General features: G+C 43.9%; 15 protein-coding genes. 11 read left to right on the top strand and 4 right to left on the bottom strand.

Features of this window, described 5'->3' with window-relative positions; translation table 11 throughout:
- Positions 1–48: 48 nt before the first annotated feature.
- A complete protein-coding gene (locus VEZ01S_RS13465; RefSeq protein WP_021714599.1) occupies positions 49–468 on the top strand; it encodes a DUF805 domain-containing protein in 420 nt (139 codons plus the stop codon).
- Positions 469–514: 46 nt separating this feature from the next.
- On the opposite strand, the gene glpX is transcribed toward VEZ01S_RS13465, so the two are convergent.
- Positions 515–1,522, bottom strand: coding sequence for a class II fructose-bisphosphatase (gene glpX, locus VEZ01S_RS13460; RefSeq protein ID WP_021714598.1), 1,008 nt, complete (start codon positions 1,520–1,522; stop codon positions 515–517).
- Between the two features lie 311 nt (positions 1,523–1,833).
- Between glpX and zapB the strand changes: the two genes are divergently transcribed.
- Positions 1,834–2,076, top strand: coding sequence for a cell division protein ZapB (gene zapB / locus VEZ01S_RS13455; RefSeq protein WP_021714597.1), 243 nt, complete (start codon positions 1,834–1,836; stop codon positions 2,074–2,076).
- Positions 2,077–2,135: 59 nt separating this feature from the next.
- Here zapB and VEZ01S_RS13450 read toward each other — a convergent pair whose 3' ends face one another.
- Complete coding sequence (locus tag VEZ01S_RS13450) at positions 2,136–3,296, bottom strand: murein hydrolase activator EnvC family protein (RefSeq protein ID WP_021714596.1); 1,161 nt, start codon at positions 3,294–3,296, stop codon at positions 2,136–2,138.
- 64 nt (positions 3,297–3,360) lie between these two features.
- Positions 3,361–4,899 carry a 2,3-bisphosphoglycerate-independent phosphoglycerate mutase gene (gene gpmM, locus VEZ01S_RS13445; RefSeq protein WP_021714595.1) on the bottom strand — a complete coding sequence of 513 codons (1,539 nt, stop codon included), beginning with the start codon at positions 4,897–4,899 and terminating at the stop codon, positions 3,361–3,363.
- A gap of 355 nt (positions 4,900–5,254) precedes the next feature.
- Between gpmM and VEZ01S_RS13440 the strand changes: the two genes are divergently transcribed.
- The 4 genes from VEZ01S_RS13440 (at position 5,255) to cysE (ending at position 8,317) form a co-directional block, all read left to right on the top strand.
- A complete protein-coding gene (locus VEZ01S_RS13440; protein WP_021714594.1) occupies positions 5,255–5,728 on the top strand; it encodes a rhodanese-like domain-containing protein in 474 nt (157 codons plus the stop codon).
- 61 nt (positions 5,729–5,789) lie between these two features.
- A complete protein-coding gene (gene secB, locus VEZ01S_RS13435) occupies positions 5,790–6,269 on the top strand; it encodes a protein-export chaperone SecB (protein WP_021714593.1) in 480 nt (159 codons plus the stop codon).
- Between the two features lie 170 nt (positions 6,270–6,439).
- The gene (gene gpsA, locus VEZ01S_RS13430; protein WP_040891044.1) at positions 6,440–7,465 is read left to right on the top strand and encodes an NAD(P)H-dependent glycerol-3-phosphate dehydrogenase; all 1,026 of its coding nucleotides are present in this window, start codon (positions 6,440–6,442) and stop codon (positions 7,463–7,465) included.
- Between the two features lie 30 nt (positions 7,466–7,495).
- Positions 7,496–8,317: a serine O-acetyltransferase gene (cysE, locus tag VEZ01S_RS13425; protein ID WP_021714591.1), complete on the top strand. Its 822-nt coding sequence runs from the start codon at positions 7,496–7,498 to the stop codon at positions 8,315–8,317.
- Between the two features lie 28 nt (positions 8,318–8,345).
- Here the strand turns inward: cysE and VEZ01S_RS13420 are convergent, their stop codons facing one another.
- On the bottom strand, positions 8,346–9,701 hold the full coding sequence (locus VEZ01S_RS13420; RefSeq protein WP_021714590.1) for an MATE family efflux transporter: 1,356 nt from the start codon (positions 9,699–9,701) through the stop codon (positions 8,346–8,348).
- A gap of 228 nt (positions 9,702–9,929) precedes the next feature.
- Between VEZ01S_RS13420 and VEZ01S_RS13415 the strand changes: the two genes are divergently transcribed.
- The 5 genes from VEZ01S_RS13415 (at position 9,930) to VEZ01S_RS13395 (ending at position 16,090) form a co-directional block, all read left to right on the top strand.
- The gene (locus VEZ01S_RS13415; protein ID WP_021714589.1) at positions 9,930–10,220 is read left to right on the top strand and encodes a co-chaperone GroES; all 291 of its coding nucleotides are present in this window, start codon (positions 9,930–9,932) and stop codon (positions 10,218–10,220) included.
- 60 nt (positions 10,221–10,280) lie between these two features.
- Entirely contained in the window at positions 10,281–11,927 is a 1,647-nt protein-coding gene (groL, locus tag VEZ01S_RS13410) for a chaperonin GroEL (RefSeq protein ID WP_021714588.1), read from the top strand.
- A 178-nt stretch (positions 11,928–12,105) separates the two neighbouring features.
- Positions 12,106–13,542: an ATP-binding cassette domain-containing protein gene (locus VEZ01S_RS13405; protein ID WP_021714587.1), complete on the top strand. Its 1,437-nt coding sequence runs from the start codon at positions 12,106–12,108 to the stop codon at positions 13,540–13,542.
- 215 nt (positions 13,543–13,757) lie between these two features.
- Positions 13,758–15,350: an ABC-F family ATPase gene (locus tag VEZ01S_RS13400; protein WP_021714586.1), complete on the top strand. Its 1,593-nt coding sequence runs from the start codon at positions 13,758–13,760 to the stop codon at positions 15,348–15,350.
- Positions 15,351–15,526: 176 nt separating this feature from the next.
- Positions 15,527–16,090: a VC2662 family protein gene (locus VEZ01S_RS13395; RefSeq protein WP_040891042.1), complete on the top strand. Its 564-nt coding sequence runs from the start codon at positions 15,527–15,529 to the stop codon at positions 16,088–16,090.
- Positions 16,091–16,096 lie beyond the last annotated feature (6 nt).

Here is a 16,096-nt window from a genome sequence, read left to right as displayed (position 1 = left end):
TTTTGATCACGTACTTAGCGTGATGAGTATCATCTTTAGGAATTCAGCATGGACTATAAATTTTTATTATTTTCATTTGATGGACGCATAGGGCGCAAGCAGTTCTGGATTTGGAATATTAGCTACTATCTTTTTCTTTCGACGGTTGGGTCTATATTAGCCCATTTTTCGCCGGGTCTTGCGCTGTACGCTATTCCGTTTTTATCTCTGATTTTGTTTTATCCAGATTTAGCGATGACCGCAAAACGTTGGCATGATCGCAATAAATCAAATCGCTTTTTGCTGCTTAGCATCCCCCTCATAATTGGCCGCCTATTAGTACCATTTTCAGCGCAGGCAGAAACGGGCGATGGCGTATCTCGTATATTGTCATTGATTGCTTTGGTCTGCGGTGTATGGATCTTTGTTGAATGTGGCTGCTTAAAGGGTAATGACGGCAAGAATGATTACGGGGATGTTTACAAGTAATAAAAAACGCAGCTAATGCTGCGTTTTTTTAAGCATAAATTACGGATTAAAGGATGTGTCCTTTCACGTCATCGTCTTTGCGTTCTAGGTAATGAATCGACTTAATACGACGAATTGTGCGACAACGGCCTCTGATTAATAGCGTTTCTGTAGTGGCGATATTGCCTTGGCGAGTGATGCCCTCTAGCAAATCACCTTTAGTGATTCCCGTTGCGGCAAACAACACATTGTCACTGCTTGCCATATCGGACATTTCTAAAATCACATTTGCTTCAACGCCCATCTCAGCACAGCGTTTCAACTCTTCTTCGCCGTGAATACGATTTTCTTCATCGTCTCCTTTAACCTCATGGCGAGGAAGAAGGCGACCGTGCATATCACCATCTAGAGCGCGGATTACGGCAGCCGAAACAACACCTTCTGGTGCACCACCAATGCAGTACATCATGTCTACTTCACTGTCTGGCATACAAGTCAAAATAGAAGCGGCTACATCGCCGTCTGGCACAGCAAATACTCGAACACCCATAGCTTGCATTTCAGCAATCACTTGGTCGTGACGAGGTTTTGCTAGTGTAATGACAGTCAATTCATTAAGAGACTTACCCAGAGCTTGAGCGACATTGACGAGGTTTTCAGCTAATGGTTTAGCAAGATCGATGTGACCTTTTGCGCCTGGGCCAACAACCAGTTTTTCCATGTACATATCTGGTGCTTTAAGGAAGCTTCCTTTTTCACCAGCTGCAAGTACCGCTAAGGCATTGGATTGCCCCATAGCCGTCATGCGAGTTCCCTCTATTGGATCCACTGCGATATCGACAGCATCACCGCCAACGCCGACCATTTCGCCAATATACAGCATAGGTGCATCATCGATTTCACCTTCACCAATAACAATTTCACCGCTAATTTCAGTTTTATTCAGCAGGGTACGCATAACTTCAACAGCTGCGCCATCAGCTGCGTTTTTATCTCCGCGTCCAAGCCATTTATAACCGGCTAGAGCTGCGCCTTCTGTTACACGAGAAAATGCCATTGCCAAATCGCGTTTCATATCGACTCCAATTAAGAGGGTTCAAAAAAAGGGTTCAAAAAATCGCCGAGATTCTACCATACCTTCACGAAAACGTTTGCGTGATTTGCTCAAGTTTATTCCTCTTCTTGAATATTTATCGATTTTGTCTCATAGAGAATGCTCATCAGGACTGGGAAGGGCAAGTGATTGTCAAAATTTGATTAGAATCGTGTTTTTTTTGTCCATTTAGACTGAAATTAAATTTTTAGGTGTGTTTATATACATACGTGTGGGTAGAATGGTTAAAGAAGTCAGTCTTTATATATGGATAACGAATTAGGTAGGCCAACATGTCTTTAGAAGTGTTAGAAAAACTAGAAGCCAAAGTGCAGACAGCGGTAGATACAATTACTCTGCTACAAATGGAAGTTGAAGAACTGAAAGAGCAAAAGCAAAGCCTTGCTAATGAAGCTGAGCAATTACGCAACGAGAAAGTTGAAACTGAACAGCGTGCACAACAAGTACAAGCTGAGCATGATGCGTGGCAAGAACGCATTCGTAGCATGCTAGGCAAAATGGAAGAAGTAGAATAAGTTTTACTTTTCCAATTGCTAAAGACAGAAACGCCAGCTTTAAGCTGGCGTTTCTGTCTTTAGTGCTTCAACCAATAGCGAGGGTTTTGTGTTTTGCTATTGCGTCTTAATTCAAAGTAGACGGAAGGGGTTGAACGTCCTCCAGTATCACCGGCAAGTGCGATAGTCTCGCCTGCGGTCACCTTATCACCTTCTTTTTTCGTTAGTACTTGGTTATAACCATAGAGCGTCATGTCACCTTTACCGTGATCAAGTAGCAGTACTAAGCCATAGCCACGTAGATAGTCGGCAAAGACGACAGTGCCGGGATAAACCGCTTTAACAGGCTCTTCGTATTGAGCGCTAATGACCAGACCTTTCCAGTGCACTTGACCACTTTGTCTAGTGCCATAGCTGTGCAGTATCTTGCCTTTGATTGGCCAAGGTAGTCGGCCTTTACGTTTGGACAAGCCATCCATAGGGACAGAGTTACGCTTAGCGGCTTTTGCGATTTCTGCTTTGAGTCTCGCTTCATTACGTTTCAGCTCATTGAGATAAGCGTTGTCGCCCGCGATACCACGCTTGATTTTTGCGACAGTGGTTTTTCTGTTGGCCTGAGATGAGCGTAGCTTTTTAAGCTGTTGGGTTTGCTTATTGAGCAACGCTTCAATTTGTTCTTGCTCTGCAACCAATTGTTGGTTTTTTTGCTCCAACTGAGCGTTGGTGTGTTGGAGCTCAGTGATGGTCGCCGTGCGTTGTTTTGCTAAATGTTGATAGTACTGGCTGATACGATCTTTTTCTTGAGTGCTCTCGTGACTCAGAAAACTCTCAATTTTAGCGCTGGTGTGCATCATGTAGTAAGACTTCACCAGTTTTTGTAAAGCCTCAGCTTGTGACTGAGTTTTATCTAATAATTCTTGGTGCTGCTTATCATAAATTTTCAGATTGGCTTCAGAGCGTCTTAATGATGAGCGGGTTTGCGTCAAGCTCTTACTCGCGTTTGCGATAGAGAGTTCGTCAGTTTTCAAGCGTTTTTGCAATTTATCGAGTTCTTTCTGCTGATGAGAAAGGCTTTTTTGCTGACGAGTGATCTCACCTTTTACCCCTTTTAATTCTTCAGGGTTGGCATTGGCTGCTGGCGAGAAAAAGAGTGTAGACGACAGGTATAACAAAACGCCAGCGCATAGCACACTGGCGTTTAATTTTTTCGAGAATGGTGCTTTCTGAGGAATGAGATTCATCCTAAATCTTTATCTTGGCTTCTTTGCTACAGTGTACACTGTAGCAAAGGTTTCTTAGCAAAGATTATTTCAGATTTACAAGAACCTGACCAGACATCTCTGCTGGGATCTTGGTATCAGATAGCTCTAGCATAGTAGGTGCTAGATCTGAAAGTTTACCGCCTTCTTTGAATTCTAGGTCTTTACCACCCACATAGATCAAAGGAACAGGAAGGTTAGTGTGTGCAGTGTGAATGCCACCTGTTTCAGGGTTAACCATCATTTCTGCGTTGCCGTGGTCCGCGGTAATGAGCAATTGACCATCCACTTCATTGATCGCCTCAACTACGCGACCGATACACTCATCTAGAGCTTCACTTGCTTTAACTGCTGCATCGTAAACGCCAGTGTGGCCAACCATGTCACAGTTAGGGTAGTTACAAACGATCGCGTCGTATTTGCCAGATTTAATCGCTGCAACAAGCTTGTCAGTCAGTTCTGGTGCACTCATTTCAGGTTGTAGGTCATAAGTCGCTACTTTTGGAGATGCAACAAGTTGACGCTCTTCACCTTCAAATTCGTTTTCAATGCCACCATTGAAGAAGAATGTAACGTGTGCGTACTTCTCTGTTTCAGAGATACGTAGCTGAGTTTTACCTTCTTTAGATAACCACTCACCGTAAGTGTTCTCTAGAGATGCTGGTGGGAATGCACATAGTAGAGGGATGTCTGCTGCGTATTGAGTCAGCATGACAAAGTCTACTTGTGGGAATACGTTACGTTCGAAGTTATCAAATGAAGGTACGAAAGTACGAGTAATCTCACGCGCACGGTCAGCACGGTAGTTCATGAAGATAACGGCATCGCCATCAACGATCGCTGCTGATTCTTCAGATTCAGCTTTGATTTCTGTTGGTTTAACAAATTCATCGTTTTCATCACGAGAGTAAGCCGCTTCAAGGCCAGCAACAGCACTATCAAAAGTGAAGTCAGATTTTGCTTCACTTAGTAGGTCATAAGCTTGTTGAACGCGATCCCAGTTGTTGTCACGATCCATTGCGTAGTAACGACCCACAAGAGAGGCGATACGACCTTTGCCTAGTTGAGTAAATAGCGCTTGGAAGCGTTGTAGCGAACCTTCAGCAGAGCGAGGTGGAGTATCGCGTCCGTCTAGGAAACAGTGTAGGTAGATTTTTTCTGCGCCACGTTCAGCTGCCATTTCAATGGCTGCATAGATATGGTCTTCGTGGCTGTGAACGCCACCTGGAGACATAAGACCTAGGATGTGGACAGCGTTACCAGATTTGATTGCTTTATCCATTGCATTCACTAGAGTTTCATTTTGTTGGAACTCTTTGTCAGCGATAGATTTAGTAATACGAGTAAGGTCTTGGTAAACCACACGACCAGCACCAATGTTGGTGTGACCTACTTCAGAGTTACCCATTTGACCGTCAGGTAGACCAACGTCGATACCAGAAGCAGAGATAAGAGTGTTTGGCTGAGTAGCAATCAGGTTATCTAAAACTGGTGTGTTTGCATTTGCGATAGCGTTATCGGCTTTATCTTTGCGGTATCCGTAACCGTCAAGGATCACTAGAGCCATTGGCTTCTTAGCTGACATAGTTTGACCTCGTTGTTTAATTTTGAATAACTTTCACTCACGTGATTTTACTACAGATTACCTCAATTGAAGCACTTTCAGGTTAAATAAATTTTCAGTTTCGACTGAGGAAAGGAAAATATGAGTGTTTTTCATACTGGATGAGTGGTTAAATTTCAAAAAAGGTGTGAAATTACGATCAATTTGGTTGCGCTCAGGTTTCAATTATAAAACTTAGCCGTGAATAGTGCTGTATTCGTGATCTATGTTTCCTTTTTAAAAAGCGATCACACTCGGCTCAATCTCGCATCCTACGTTGGTAATGGTATACTGCCTGCTAATTTTTCGGTTTATGAATTAAAAAGAGTATCTGACGATGCAAGAAATTTTCGATTTTGCTCACCAGAACATGATTCTGTGTGTTGTTTGGGTTGGTATTATTGTCGCCCTAGTGATGAATATCTTCAAATCTTCCACCGCTGGATATACTGAAGTTGATACTCAGGCTATGACCATGCTAATTAACCGTGAAAGTGGTGTAGTAGCAGACGTTCGCTCTAAAGAAGAGTTCAAAAAAGGTCATATTACTGACTCAGTTCACATTTTACCTTCTGAAATTAAAGAAGGGACATTCGGTTCGCTTGAAAACAGAAAAAGCGACCCAATCATTGTGGTATGTAAGACAGGTCAAACTGCAATTGAGAATGCCAACCTACTAGCTAAAGCTGGTTTTGAAAAAGTATTCGTGTTGAAACATGGCTTATCTTCTTGGAGTGATGCAAATCTACCTTTAGTGCGTGCTAAAAAAGAACCACGTAAGAAGAAAAAGCAAAAAGCTCTAGCTGAATAAAAATAATTAATGGGTACATAAGCGTGCCCAATACCAAGGTATATAAATTAAGGATTAAAAAATGTCTGAAGCAGCAGCGACTCAAGCACCACAACAGAATTTCACTATTCAACGTATTTTCCTGAAAGATCTTTCTTTCGAAGCGCCAAACTCTCCAGCAATGTTTCAAAAAGAATGGCAACCAGATGTAAACCTAGACCTAGACACTAAAAGTGCTCAACTAGGTGAAGGCGTTTACGAAGTTGTTCTTCGTCTAACTGTAACGGTTAAGAACGCTGAAGAAACAGCTTTCCTATGCGAAATTCAACAAGGTGGTATCTTTACTGCTGAAGATATGGAACCAGGTCAACTAGCTCATTGCCTAGGTGCATTCTGCCCGAACATCCTGTTCCCATATGCTCGTGAAACTATCTCAAGCCTAGTTGTTAAGGGTACTTTCCCTCAACTAAACCTTGCGCCTGTTAACTTTGATGCGTTGTTCATGAACTATCTACAAAGCCAGCAACAACAGCAAGAAGAACAGCCTCAAGCTGACGCATAATTTCAGTTAGATTTAATCTTTTTTGATTGAATTCACTTGAAAATATTAATGCACACCGCATCTAGTTATTTGATACGGTGTGCATTTTTTATTTACACTATCTTTTAAAGTTCAGTAGATTTTAATCTCAAGGGTTTGTAGCCCTTTCACAACATATTATGGATTTGAATATGGCAGCATCAAATTGTGAGTTTCAAGGCACATCAATGACAGTGATTGGCGCCGGTTCTTATGGCACTTCACTGGCTATCTCGCTCGCTCGTAATGGCGCTGAAGTCGTTATTTGGGGCCATGAACGTGAACACATGCAGAAGCTACAAGCGGATAGAATGAACAAAGAGTTCTTACCGGATGTGCCTTTTCCTGATTCGCTGATTGTGGAATGTGATTTAGAAAAAGCCGTTGCTGCTAGTCGAGATCTATTGGTGGTAGTACCAAGCCATGTGTTTGGTATTGTACTGGACAGCTTAAAGCCACACTTAAAAGCAGACTCTCGTATCTGTTGGGCAACCAAAGGCTTAGAGCCAGAAACTGGACGCTTATTAAAAGATGTTGCTCAAGAGAAACTTGGTGATCAGTATCCGCTAGCGGTATTGTCTGGCCCAACATTTGCTAAAGAATTAGCGATGGGTTTGCCAACAGCAATTGCGGTTGCCTCTTCTGAGCCTCAATTTGCCACTGAACTACAAAATAAAATTCACTGTAGTAAATCTTTCCGTGTGTATGCTAACGATGACTTTATCGGTATGCAGTTGGGCGGTGCGGTAAAAAATGTCATTGCCATTGGCGCTGGTATGTCTGATGGTATTGGCTTTGGTGCGAATGCTCGTACCGCGTTGATCACTCGTGGGCTTGCTGAAATGACTCGCCTAGGCGTAGCATTAGGTGCTAAACCTGAAACCTTTATGGGGATGGCAGGATTGGGTGATTTGGTGCTAACGTGTACCGATAACCAATCTCGTAATCGCCGTTTTGGCTTAGCATTGGGTAAAGGTCAGGATGTTGATAGTGCTCAACAAGAAATTGGGCAAGTAGTTGAAGGCTACCGAAACACCAAAGAAGTATGGGTACTTGCAAATCGAGAAGGCATTGAAATGCCAATCGTAGATCAAATTTATCAAGTGTTGTATCAAGGTAAAGACGCAAATGCCGCTGCGCAGGACCTGTTGTCTCGTGCTAAAAAAGCCGAACGATAATAACCGCTTTTAGTAGAAAGGATGTTTAAAATGGATGAGTGTGAAGCTAACGATGTATGGCAATGCATTGTTAATGAGGCCCGTGAGCAAGCAGAACAAGAGCCTATGCTGGCTAGCTTCTATCATGCGACCATTATTAACCACGATAGTTTTGCTGCGGCATTGAGCTACATCCTAGCAAATAAGCTAAAAACGGCCAGTATGCCTGCAATGGGAGTTCGTGACGTAATAGAGGAAGCTCTGGCCGCCGATCCGGGCATCACTGACTCTGCGGCTTGTGACATTTGTGCGACAGTAAGCCGTGACCCTGCGGTGGCGATGTATTCTGCCCCCTTGCTCTATCTAAAGGGGTATCACGCTTTACAAGGCTACCGTATTGCCAATTGGCTTTGGAAGCAGGGGCGAATTGCGTTAGCGACGTATCTACAAAACCAAATCTCAGTAGCTTGTCAGGTGGATATTCACCCTGCGGCTAAAATTGGTAAAGCTATCATGCTTGACCATGCTACGGGGATCGTGATTGGTGAAACGGCAGTGATTGAGAATGATGTTTCGATTCTGCAAGACGTTACTTTGGGCGGCACAGGTAAAGAATGTGGCGATCGTCACCCTAAAATTCGTGAAGGGGTTATGATTGGGGCTGGGGCTAAAGTTCTGGGTAATATCGAAGTAGGTGAAGGTGCCAAAATTGGCTCATGCTCTGTCGTATTGCAAAACGTTGCTCCGCACACTACCGTTGCCGGTGTTCCTGCTAAAATCACTGGAAAGCCTAAGTCTGATAAACCGGCTGAGGATATGGACCAAAACTTTAATGGTCGAACACAGCATTTTATTCATGGTGATGGCATATAAGACTAACACCATGATGCAGTCAATAAGCTCAACCTAGTGTTGGGCTTATTTCGTTTAGGGTGTTGCTACGCAGTCTGTGAGCGTATAGATACCCCATCAGTCCACCCAGAATATTACCGACACTCACACCGATAAACAGTCCTTGAATACCTAACCATTGGCTGCCTAACCACGCGCAAGGTAAGGTAAAGACAAATAAGCGCAAACAGCTCCAGATAAAAGCGGATAAAGGCTTATGCATGGCATTTAAACTGCTGATCAGTAGCATCACCACACCTTGAAACCCATAGCTAATGGGCACGCAAACCAGGTATAACCAAAGCAAGTGGCGGACACTTTCTTCTTGGCTGAATAAACTGGCAAAAGGCGTGCTCAGTGGCACCATTACTACAAAGACAAACAGCTGAAATAGAACCGAGAAACGCATGCACATAAACAGTGCTTTGAAGCTTCGTTGTGGGTTATTTGCGCCCAGGTTTTGCGACATAAAGGGGGTTAAAACCGAGGTCAGTGCCATGAGTACGATTAATAACAAAGACTCAATCCTTTGCGCTGCGCCATAGGCGGCAACCGCCGCTGTACCGTGACTGGCCAGTATCATCATTAAAATAGCGGCGCTGATCGGATTAAGCGCATTTGATAACGCGGCCGGAGTGCCGATTTTAAGAATGTTTTTCCAGTCACTGAGCAGTTGTTTTGGCTTTGGTTTAGCCAGTAATTTAACGCGCACTACCAGAATATAAAACGAGGCTAGCATAGCGACAAACCAACTGATCCCGGTTGCAATTGCCGCCCCTTGAATGCCAAGCTCAGGAAACGGGCCAATACCGAAAATAAGAAATGGGTCTAATACGCCATTAATCACCCCTGCGGTAATCATGATTTTGGCCGGGGTTTTCGTGTCCCCATAGGCTCGAATAGCCGCGTTGCCACTCATCGGAATGACCAGCAATGGAATAGCCAGATACCACACCGCCATATATTGCTCGATAAGAGGCAATAGTTTTGGTTCTGCTCCCAGATGAGTAAACAAAGGCTCGATAGTGCATAGGCCAATGAGTGAGGTAATGCTAATTAACAGTACCGCCAACAAAATACCGTGACTGGAAAATCGCGCCGCTTGCTCTGGTTGTTTTTGCCCTAAGAAGCGCCCCACATGAGTGGATAGCCCCATACCGATCCCCATAGTGATGCAGTTCATGGCAAAGGTGACAGGGAAGGTAAAACTGATCGCGGCTAATGCATCGGTACCAAGTAGAGAAATAAAGAAGGTATCTACCAGATTGAACATTAAAATGGCAACGATACCCAACACCATAGGCAACGTCATTTGACGTAATACTTTGTCGATGGGAGCGGTTAATAGTCCGTGTTTATCGTGCATCTAGATTCTGCTGGTTTGATTGGAGGCATAGAATACCCTGTAAGTGCACTTTCAACCAGAGGGGGAAACAAAGCGATTAGGTAATCAAAGCGCACATTAATATGAAGTTTTTGTAAAAAACTCCGTTTTTACCCTTGGGATCACCCGTATTGTCCCCAACATATTCTTCACTAGCCAAGAAACGGCATTTTATCATTTGTTAGAAATACAATTTAGGAGAATCAATCGATGAATATTCGTCCATTACATGATCGAGTTATCGTTGAGCGTCAAGAAGTTGAATCAAAATCTGCTGGCGGCATCGTACTAACTGGTTCTGCTGCTGAGAAATCTACTCGCGGTAAAATCCTTGCTGTCGGTAAAGGTCGCATCCTAGAGAACGGCACAGTGCAACCTCTAGACGTTCAAGTTGGTGACACAGTAATCTTCGCTGAAGGCTACGGCACTAAAACTGAAAAGATTGATGGCAAAGAAGTGCTCATCATGTCTGAAAACGACATCATGGCAATTGTTGAATAAGTAACCATTATCTGAATCAACAACTAAAAAATAGAATCGAATTTAGAAAGGAATATAAAAATGGCTGCTAAAGACGTTAAATTTGGTAATGACGCACGAATCAAAATGCTAGAAGGTGTCAACGTTCTAGCTGACGCAGTAAAAGTTACATTAGGTCCTAAAGGCCGTAACGTAGTATTAGACAAATCTTTTGGTGCACCAACAATCACTAAAGATGGTGTATCTGTAGCGCGTGAAATTGAGCTTGAAGACAAGTTCCAAAACATGGGCGCGCAAATGGTTAAAGAAGTGGCCTCTCAAGCAAACGATGCTGCGGGCGACGGAACAACCACTGCTACTGTACTAGCACAATCTATCATCACTGAAGGTCTTAAAGCGGTAGCTGCGGGTATGAACCCAATGGATCTTAAGCGCGGTATCGACAAAGCAGTTGTGGCTGCGGTTGAAGAGCTAAAAGCACTGTCTCAACCATGTGCTGACACTAAAGCTATCGCACAAGTGGGTACTATCTCTGCAAACTCTGATGCGACGGTAGGTAACATCATTGCTGAAGCAATGGAAAAAGTAGGCCGTGACGGCGTTATCACTGTTGAAGAAGGTCAAGCTCTACAAGATGAGCTAGACGTAGTTGAAGGCATGCAGTTTGACCGCGGCTACCTATCTCCTTACTTCGTGAACAACCAAGAAGCAGGCAGTGTTGACCTAGACAGCCCATTCATCCTTCTTATCGATAAGAAAGTATCAAACATCCGTGAGCTACTTCCTACTCTAGAAGCAGTGGCTAAAGCATCTCGTCCACTGCTTATCATTGCAGAAGACGTTGAAGGTGAAGCACTAGCGACTCTAGTTGTGAATAATATGCGTGGCATCGTTAAAGTTGCGGCTGTTAAAGCTCCGGGCTTTGGTGACCGTCGTAAGTCAATGCTACAAGACATCGCTATCCTAACTGGCGGTACTGTGATTTCTGAAGAAATCGGTCTAGACCTTGAGAAAGTGACTCTAGAAGACCTAGGTCAAGCGAAACGCGTGACAGTCACCAAAGAAAACTCAACCATCATCGATGGTGCGGGTGATGAAGTGGCTATCAACGGTCGCGTTGCTCAGATTCGTCAACAAGTTGAAGACGCAACGTCTGACTACGACAAAGAGAAACTTCAAGAGCGCGTAGCAAAGCTTGCTGGCGGTGTTGCAGTAATCAAAGTTGGCGCAGCTACTGAAATTGAAATGAAAGAGAAAAAAGACCGCGTAGAAGATGCACTACAAGCGACTCGCGCCGCGGTTGAAGAAGGTGTTGTTGCAGGTGGTGGTGTTGCACTAATCCGCGCTGCTTCAAAACTAACTGCGCTAACTGGCGACAACGAAGAGCAAAACGTCGGTATCCGCGTAGCTCTACGTGCAATGGAATCTCCAATTCGTCAAATTACTACTAACGCAGGTGACGAAGAGTCTGTTGTGGCTAACAACGTTAAAGCAGGCGAAGGTAGCTACGGCTACAACGCCGCTACTGGCGAATACGGCGATATGCTAGAGATGGGTATCCTTGACCCAACTAAAGTAACTCGTAGCGCACTTCAGTTCGCAGCCTCTGTAGCCGGTCTTATGATCACTACCGAAGCTATGGTCACTGACAAGCCACAAGGCGATGCTCCTGCAATGCCTGACATGGGTGGCATGGGTGGAATGGGCGGCATGCCTGGCATGATGTAATGTGAAAGCATTGCATTAGCTTTCCATTCTTGTAATCCAAGAGAGCTAAATCGCGTATTAAACGTCACTCATTTGAGTGGCGTTTTTTTATGGGCGTAATATCTGCAAAATTAGATCCACTAGTTTTCTCTGCCAATATCTTGCACACTTAGTTTATCTGAACAGTTAGAGAAAAAAGATGCATATACAGAAATTGAAGTACAAGGATGGCATGGCGGAGCTGTCTATCGCCGATTGGCAAATTGATGCTGGCCAACATTGGGGAATATTTTCTTCACAAAGCCAGTGTTCAGCGCTAATTGTTCAGCTATTAAGTGGTGAGCTTGAGCCAAATTCTGGAGATGTGTCGGATAGAGTGTCACGCATAGCATGTGTTTCTTTGCTTCATCAGCAACGCTTGTTAGAAGAAGAGATCGCAAAAGACGAAACTGACTTTCAAGACAGCATTGATTACGGTTCAACGGTTGAGCAACTGATCTTAAACATGGGCTGTACTCAAGCCGAGTTGGAAGAGGTGATTGAGAAAACGGATCTGGGTGAACTACGTCAGCGTCCTTTCCGTCAACTTTCTACGGGCGAAACACGTCGCGCTATGCTTGCTCGCGCTTTAGTGACTAAGCCGCAACTATTGATTTTGGATGAACCTTATACAGGGTTAGATACTGCGCACCGACTGGCTCTAAGTCAGCTACTCAACGTGTGCGCCGAGCAAATGCAACTGATTGTCATTACTTCTCGTGAAGATGAATTGCCAACTTGTATCAGCCATGTGGCTTTGTTTGACCATCACTCTTTGACCCAAACCATGACCTTAGAAGAGTGGCACAACCATCCTATCAAGCAACACATCAAGAAGCTGTCACAACAAAAGAGTGGCGGTGTGTTTGAACTTCTTGAGTCTTACCATGAGCAGAAGCAGCTGCTTGATCCTTTAATTGATATGCAAAACGTCAAAGTGGAATATCTGGATGGGGTCATTTTCAAAGACTTTACTTGGCAAGCTAAAATAGGTCAGCACTGGCAAATCCGCGGGCCAAATGGTTGTGGTAAAAGTACCTTGTTAGGCTTGATCATGGGTGACCATCCGCAGTGCTACAGCAATGATATTTCTGTGCTAGGTATGAAGCGCGGCTCTGGCGAAAGCATTTGGGATATCAAGAAGCAAATCGGCATAGTGTCGTCAGCACTGCATTTGCAGTACCGCGTAAATTGCAGCGCCTTAGATGTATTGCTGTCGGGTTTCTTTGATAGCATCGGTTTGTATGAAAAACCGAGTAAGAAACAGATTCAACTTGCTCAGCAATGGCTAAAAGTGCTGGAAATGAGCGAGTTTGAGAAGATTGGCTTTAAGAGTTTAGATTACGGACAGCAGCGACTATTACTGATAGGTCGCGCCTTAATTAAGCAACCTGCATTACTCGTGCTAGATGAACCGTACCAAGGGCTTGATTACATTAACCGTAAGTTGGTGTTCTTTGTGCTAAATCGCATCGCTAAAACCAACATGAGCCAACTGCTGTACGTGACTCACTACGCAGAAGATGCCTTAGAAGCCATCGACCACTTCATTGACTTTGAACCTGTCGCCGAAGGCCATCAACTGGTGATTAGCTAGTCGTTATAGCCGAACCCTTTAAGTAGATGCTCAGCTTGCTGAGCACTTACTTAGAGGGCATAAATGATGTGAATGTATCTGAATAAGCGATTTATCCCTTCCTACGAGTGTTATAACCGAATAAACCTGTGCTCTAGCTCAAACTTTACTGGCTATTTTTCCCGCAAACGAGTACCTTTGCGCGGTTAAAAATATTCAACGCATAAGGGTCTGATTTGATTTCCACAGCTAACATCACTCAACAATTTGGCGCTAAGCCTTTATTTGAAAATATCTCGGTTAAATTTGGCGAGGGCAATCGCTACGGTCTGATCGGTGCAAATGGTTGTGGTAAGTCCACTTTCATGAAGATCTTGAGCGGCGAACTTGAGCCTTCTGGTGGTAATGTTAGTTACGATCCTAATGAACGCGTGGCTAAGCTAAATCAGGACCAGTTTGCCTACGAAGAATTTACTGTAATCGATACCGTTGTTATGGGTTACAAAGAGCTTTGGGCAGTAAAGCAAGAGCGTGACCGCATCTACTCATTGGCAGAAATGAGTGAAGAAGACGGCATGAAAGTGGCTGACCTTGAGGTTGAGTTCGCGGAAATGGACGGTTACATGGCGGAAGCGAAAGCGGGCGAATTATTGCTTGCGGTCGGTATTCCTGAAGAACAGCATTACGGCTTGATGAGCGAAGTGGCTCCAGGTTGGAAATTGCGTGTGCTATTGGCACAGGTGCTATTTGCTGACCCGCACATCATGCTACTTGATGAACCTACCAACAACTTGGATATGGATACTATTCGTTGGTTGGAAGAGACGTTGAACCAACGTAACTGCACCATGATTATCATCTCGCATGACCGTCACTTCTTAAACTCAGTATGTACTCACATGGCTGATTTAGACTACGGTGAGTTGCGTCTATACCCTGGCAACTACGACGAATACATGACTGCGGCGACTCAAGCTCGTGAGCGTCTATTGTCTGATAACGCTAAGAAAAAAGCGCAAATTGCTGAACTGCAAACTTTCGTTTCTCGCTTCTCAGCGAATGCTTCAAAAGCGAAACAAGCCACTTCTCGTGCTAAGCAGATTGATAAGATCCAATTGGATGAAGTGAAAGCATCAAGCCGTCAAAACCCATTCATTCGTTTTGAGCAATCTAAAGAGTTGTTCCGTAATGCCTTGGTGATTGAAAACCTAACGCAAGGTTTTGAAGACGACTTATATGCTGACTTTAATGCCATTTTTGAAGTGGGCGAGCGCGTTGCGATCATCGGTGAAAACGGCGTGGGTAAAACAACGCTGCTGAACACATTAGCGGGTTCACTAGCGCCTCGTAGCGGTGAGTACAAGTGGTCTGAAAACTCAAACATTGGTTACTACGCTCAAGATCATGCGCACGACTTTGAAGAAGACTTGAAAGTGTTTGACTGGATGGCGCAATGGCGTCAAGAAGGCGACGATGAGCAAGTGGTACGTAGCTTCCTAGGCCGTATGCTGTTTGGTCAAGACGATATCAAGAAGCCCGTTCAAGTGCTGTCTGGTGGTGAGCAAGGTCGTATGCTGTTAGGCAAGATCATGATGCACAAGCCAAACATCTTATTGATGGATGAACCCACCAACCACATGGATATGGAATCTATCGAATCGCTAAACTTAGCACTTGAGAACTACAAAGGCACTTTGTTCTTCGTTTCTCACGACCGTGTATTTGTTGATTCGTTGGCAACGCGCATTCTTGAAATTAAAGACGGTAAGATCAACGACTTCCGTGGTACTTACGCTGAGTTCTTGAAAAATCGTGGTATTGATAGCTAAGTAAAGCCAAGCCTAATGATTGATGATAGCCCTTGCGATTGCAGGGGCTTTTTTATGGGTAAATACATGAAATAATTATATTTCATATGCAATTAGTTTATTTTGTTTTATGCTTTATTGGTGACGGTTTGAGACCCAAGCCAAATAGAGTTGTAATCAATAAGATGGATTTTAAAATGAAAAAACGACTATTAGCAGTAACAGCGACACTGGCCCTTGCTTCACCTTTTGCAATGGCTGAAAGTACTCCGGTAATGTTCTCATCTCTAAATGGTTTTAATGCGCCAAATGCAGACTCTGTGGGCGGTGTTCGTCTATCTGTATTACATGGTCAAGTTCGTGAAGTTAAAGGACTGGATATCTCAGTGCTCGGTATGTCTGAACGCGATAATATGACCGGGGTTAACTTAAGCTTTTTCTTTGGCGGTTCTAAAGTTAATAAACAAATGACCGGTGCGGCGTTTGGTCTATTTAACTGGAACCCAGGTAATACGACAGGTGCTAATATTAGTGCGGTTAACATTACGAACAATGTGAAAGGCTTAAACTTGGGTGTAGCAAACATCTCCAAAGGTAAAACCATCGCTGATGTTGCTGTTGTGAGCTTATCTAAGGAATCTAACTTCCAGCTAGGTATCTTCAACAAAACAGAGAAGATTGACGGCGTACAGATTGGTCTTATCAACTGTGCTGACAATGGTTTCTTTAAGTGTTTCCCTATCGTGAACTTTGCTAAGTAGCCGATA

Source organism: Vibrio ezurae NBRC 102218 (assembly GCF_000467185.1).
GTDB lineage: Bacteria > Pseudomonadota > Gammaproteobacteria > Enterobacterales > Vibrionaceae > Vibrio > Vibrio ezurae.
The sequence above is the reverse complement of the archived record's forward strand: the minus strand, read 5'-3'. Positions and strand labels throughout refer to the sequence as shown.

Bases quoted from the DNA above. Each gene is read 5' to 3' on its own strand.
- VEZ01S_RS13465 (WP_021714599.1), top strand. From the start codon at position 49: ATGGACTATAAATTTTTATTATTTTCATTTGATGGACGCATAGGGCGC.
- glpX (WP_021714598.1), bottom strand. From the start codon at position 1,522: ATGAAACGCGATTTGGCAATGGCATTTTCTCGTGTAACAGAAGGCGCA.
- zapB (WP_021714597.1), top strand. From the start codon at position 1,834: ATGTCTTTAGAAGTGTTAGAAAAACTAGAAGCCAAAGTGCAGACAGCG.
- VEZ01S_RS13450 (WP_021714596.1), bottom strand. From the start codon at position 3,296: ATGAATCTCATTCCTCAGAAAGCACCATTCTCGAAAAAATTAAACGCC.
- gpmM (WP_021714595.1), bottom strand. From the start codon at position 4,899: ATGTCAGCTAAGAAGCCAATGGCTCTAGTGATCCTTGACGGTTACGGA.
- VEZ01S_RS13440 (WP_021714594.1), top strand. From the start codon at position 5,255: ATGCAAGAAATTTTCGATTTTGCTCACCAGAACATGATTCTGTGTGTT.
- secB (WP_021714593.1), top strand. From the start codon at position 5,790: ATGTCTGAAGCAGCAGCGACTCAAGCACCACAACAGAATTTCACTATT.
- gpsA (WP_040891044.1), top strand. From the start codon at position 6,440: ATGGCAGCATCAAATTGTGAGTTTCAAGGCACATCAATGACAGTGATT.
- cysE (WP_021714591.1), top strand. From the start codon at position 7,496: ATGGATGAGTGTGAAGCTAACGATGTATGGCAATGCATTGTTAATGAG.
- VEZ01S_RS13420 (WP_021714590.1), bottom strand. From the start codon at position 9,701: ATGCACGATAAACACGGACTATTAACCGCTCCCATCGACAAAGTATTA.
- VEZ01S_RS13415 (WP_021714589.1), top strand. From the start codon at position 9,930: ATGAATATTCGTCCATTACATGATCGAGTTATCGTTGAGCGTCAAGAA.
- groL (WP_021714588.1), top strand. From the start codon at position 10,281: ATGGCTGCTAAAGACGTTAAATTTGGTAATGACGCACGAATCAAAATG.
- VEZ01S_RS13405 (WP_021714587.1), top strand. From the start codon at position 12,106: ATGCATATACAGAAATTGAAGTACAAGGATGGCATGGCGGAGCTGTCT.
- VEZ01S_RS13395 (WP_040891042.1), top strand. From the start codon at position 15,527: ATGAAAAAACGACTATTAGCAGTAACAGCGACACTGGCCCTTGCTTCA.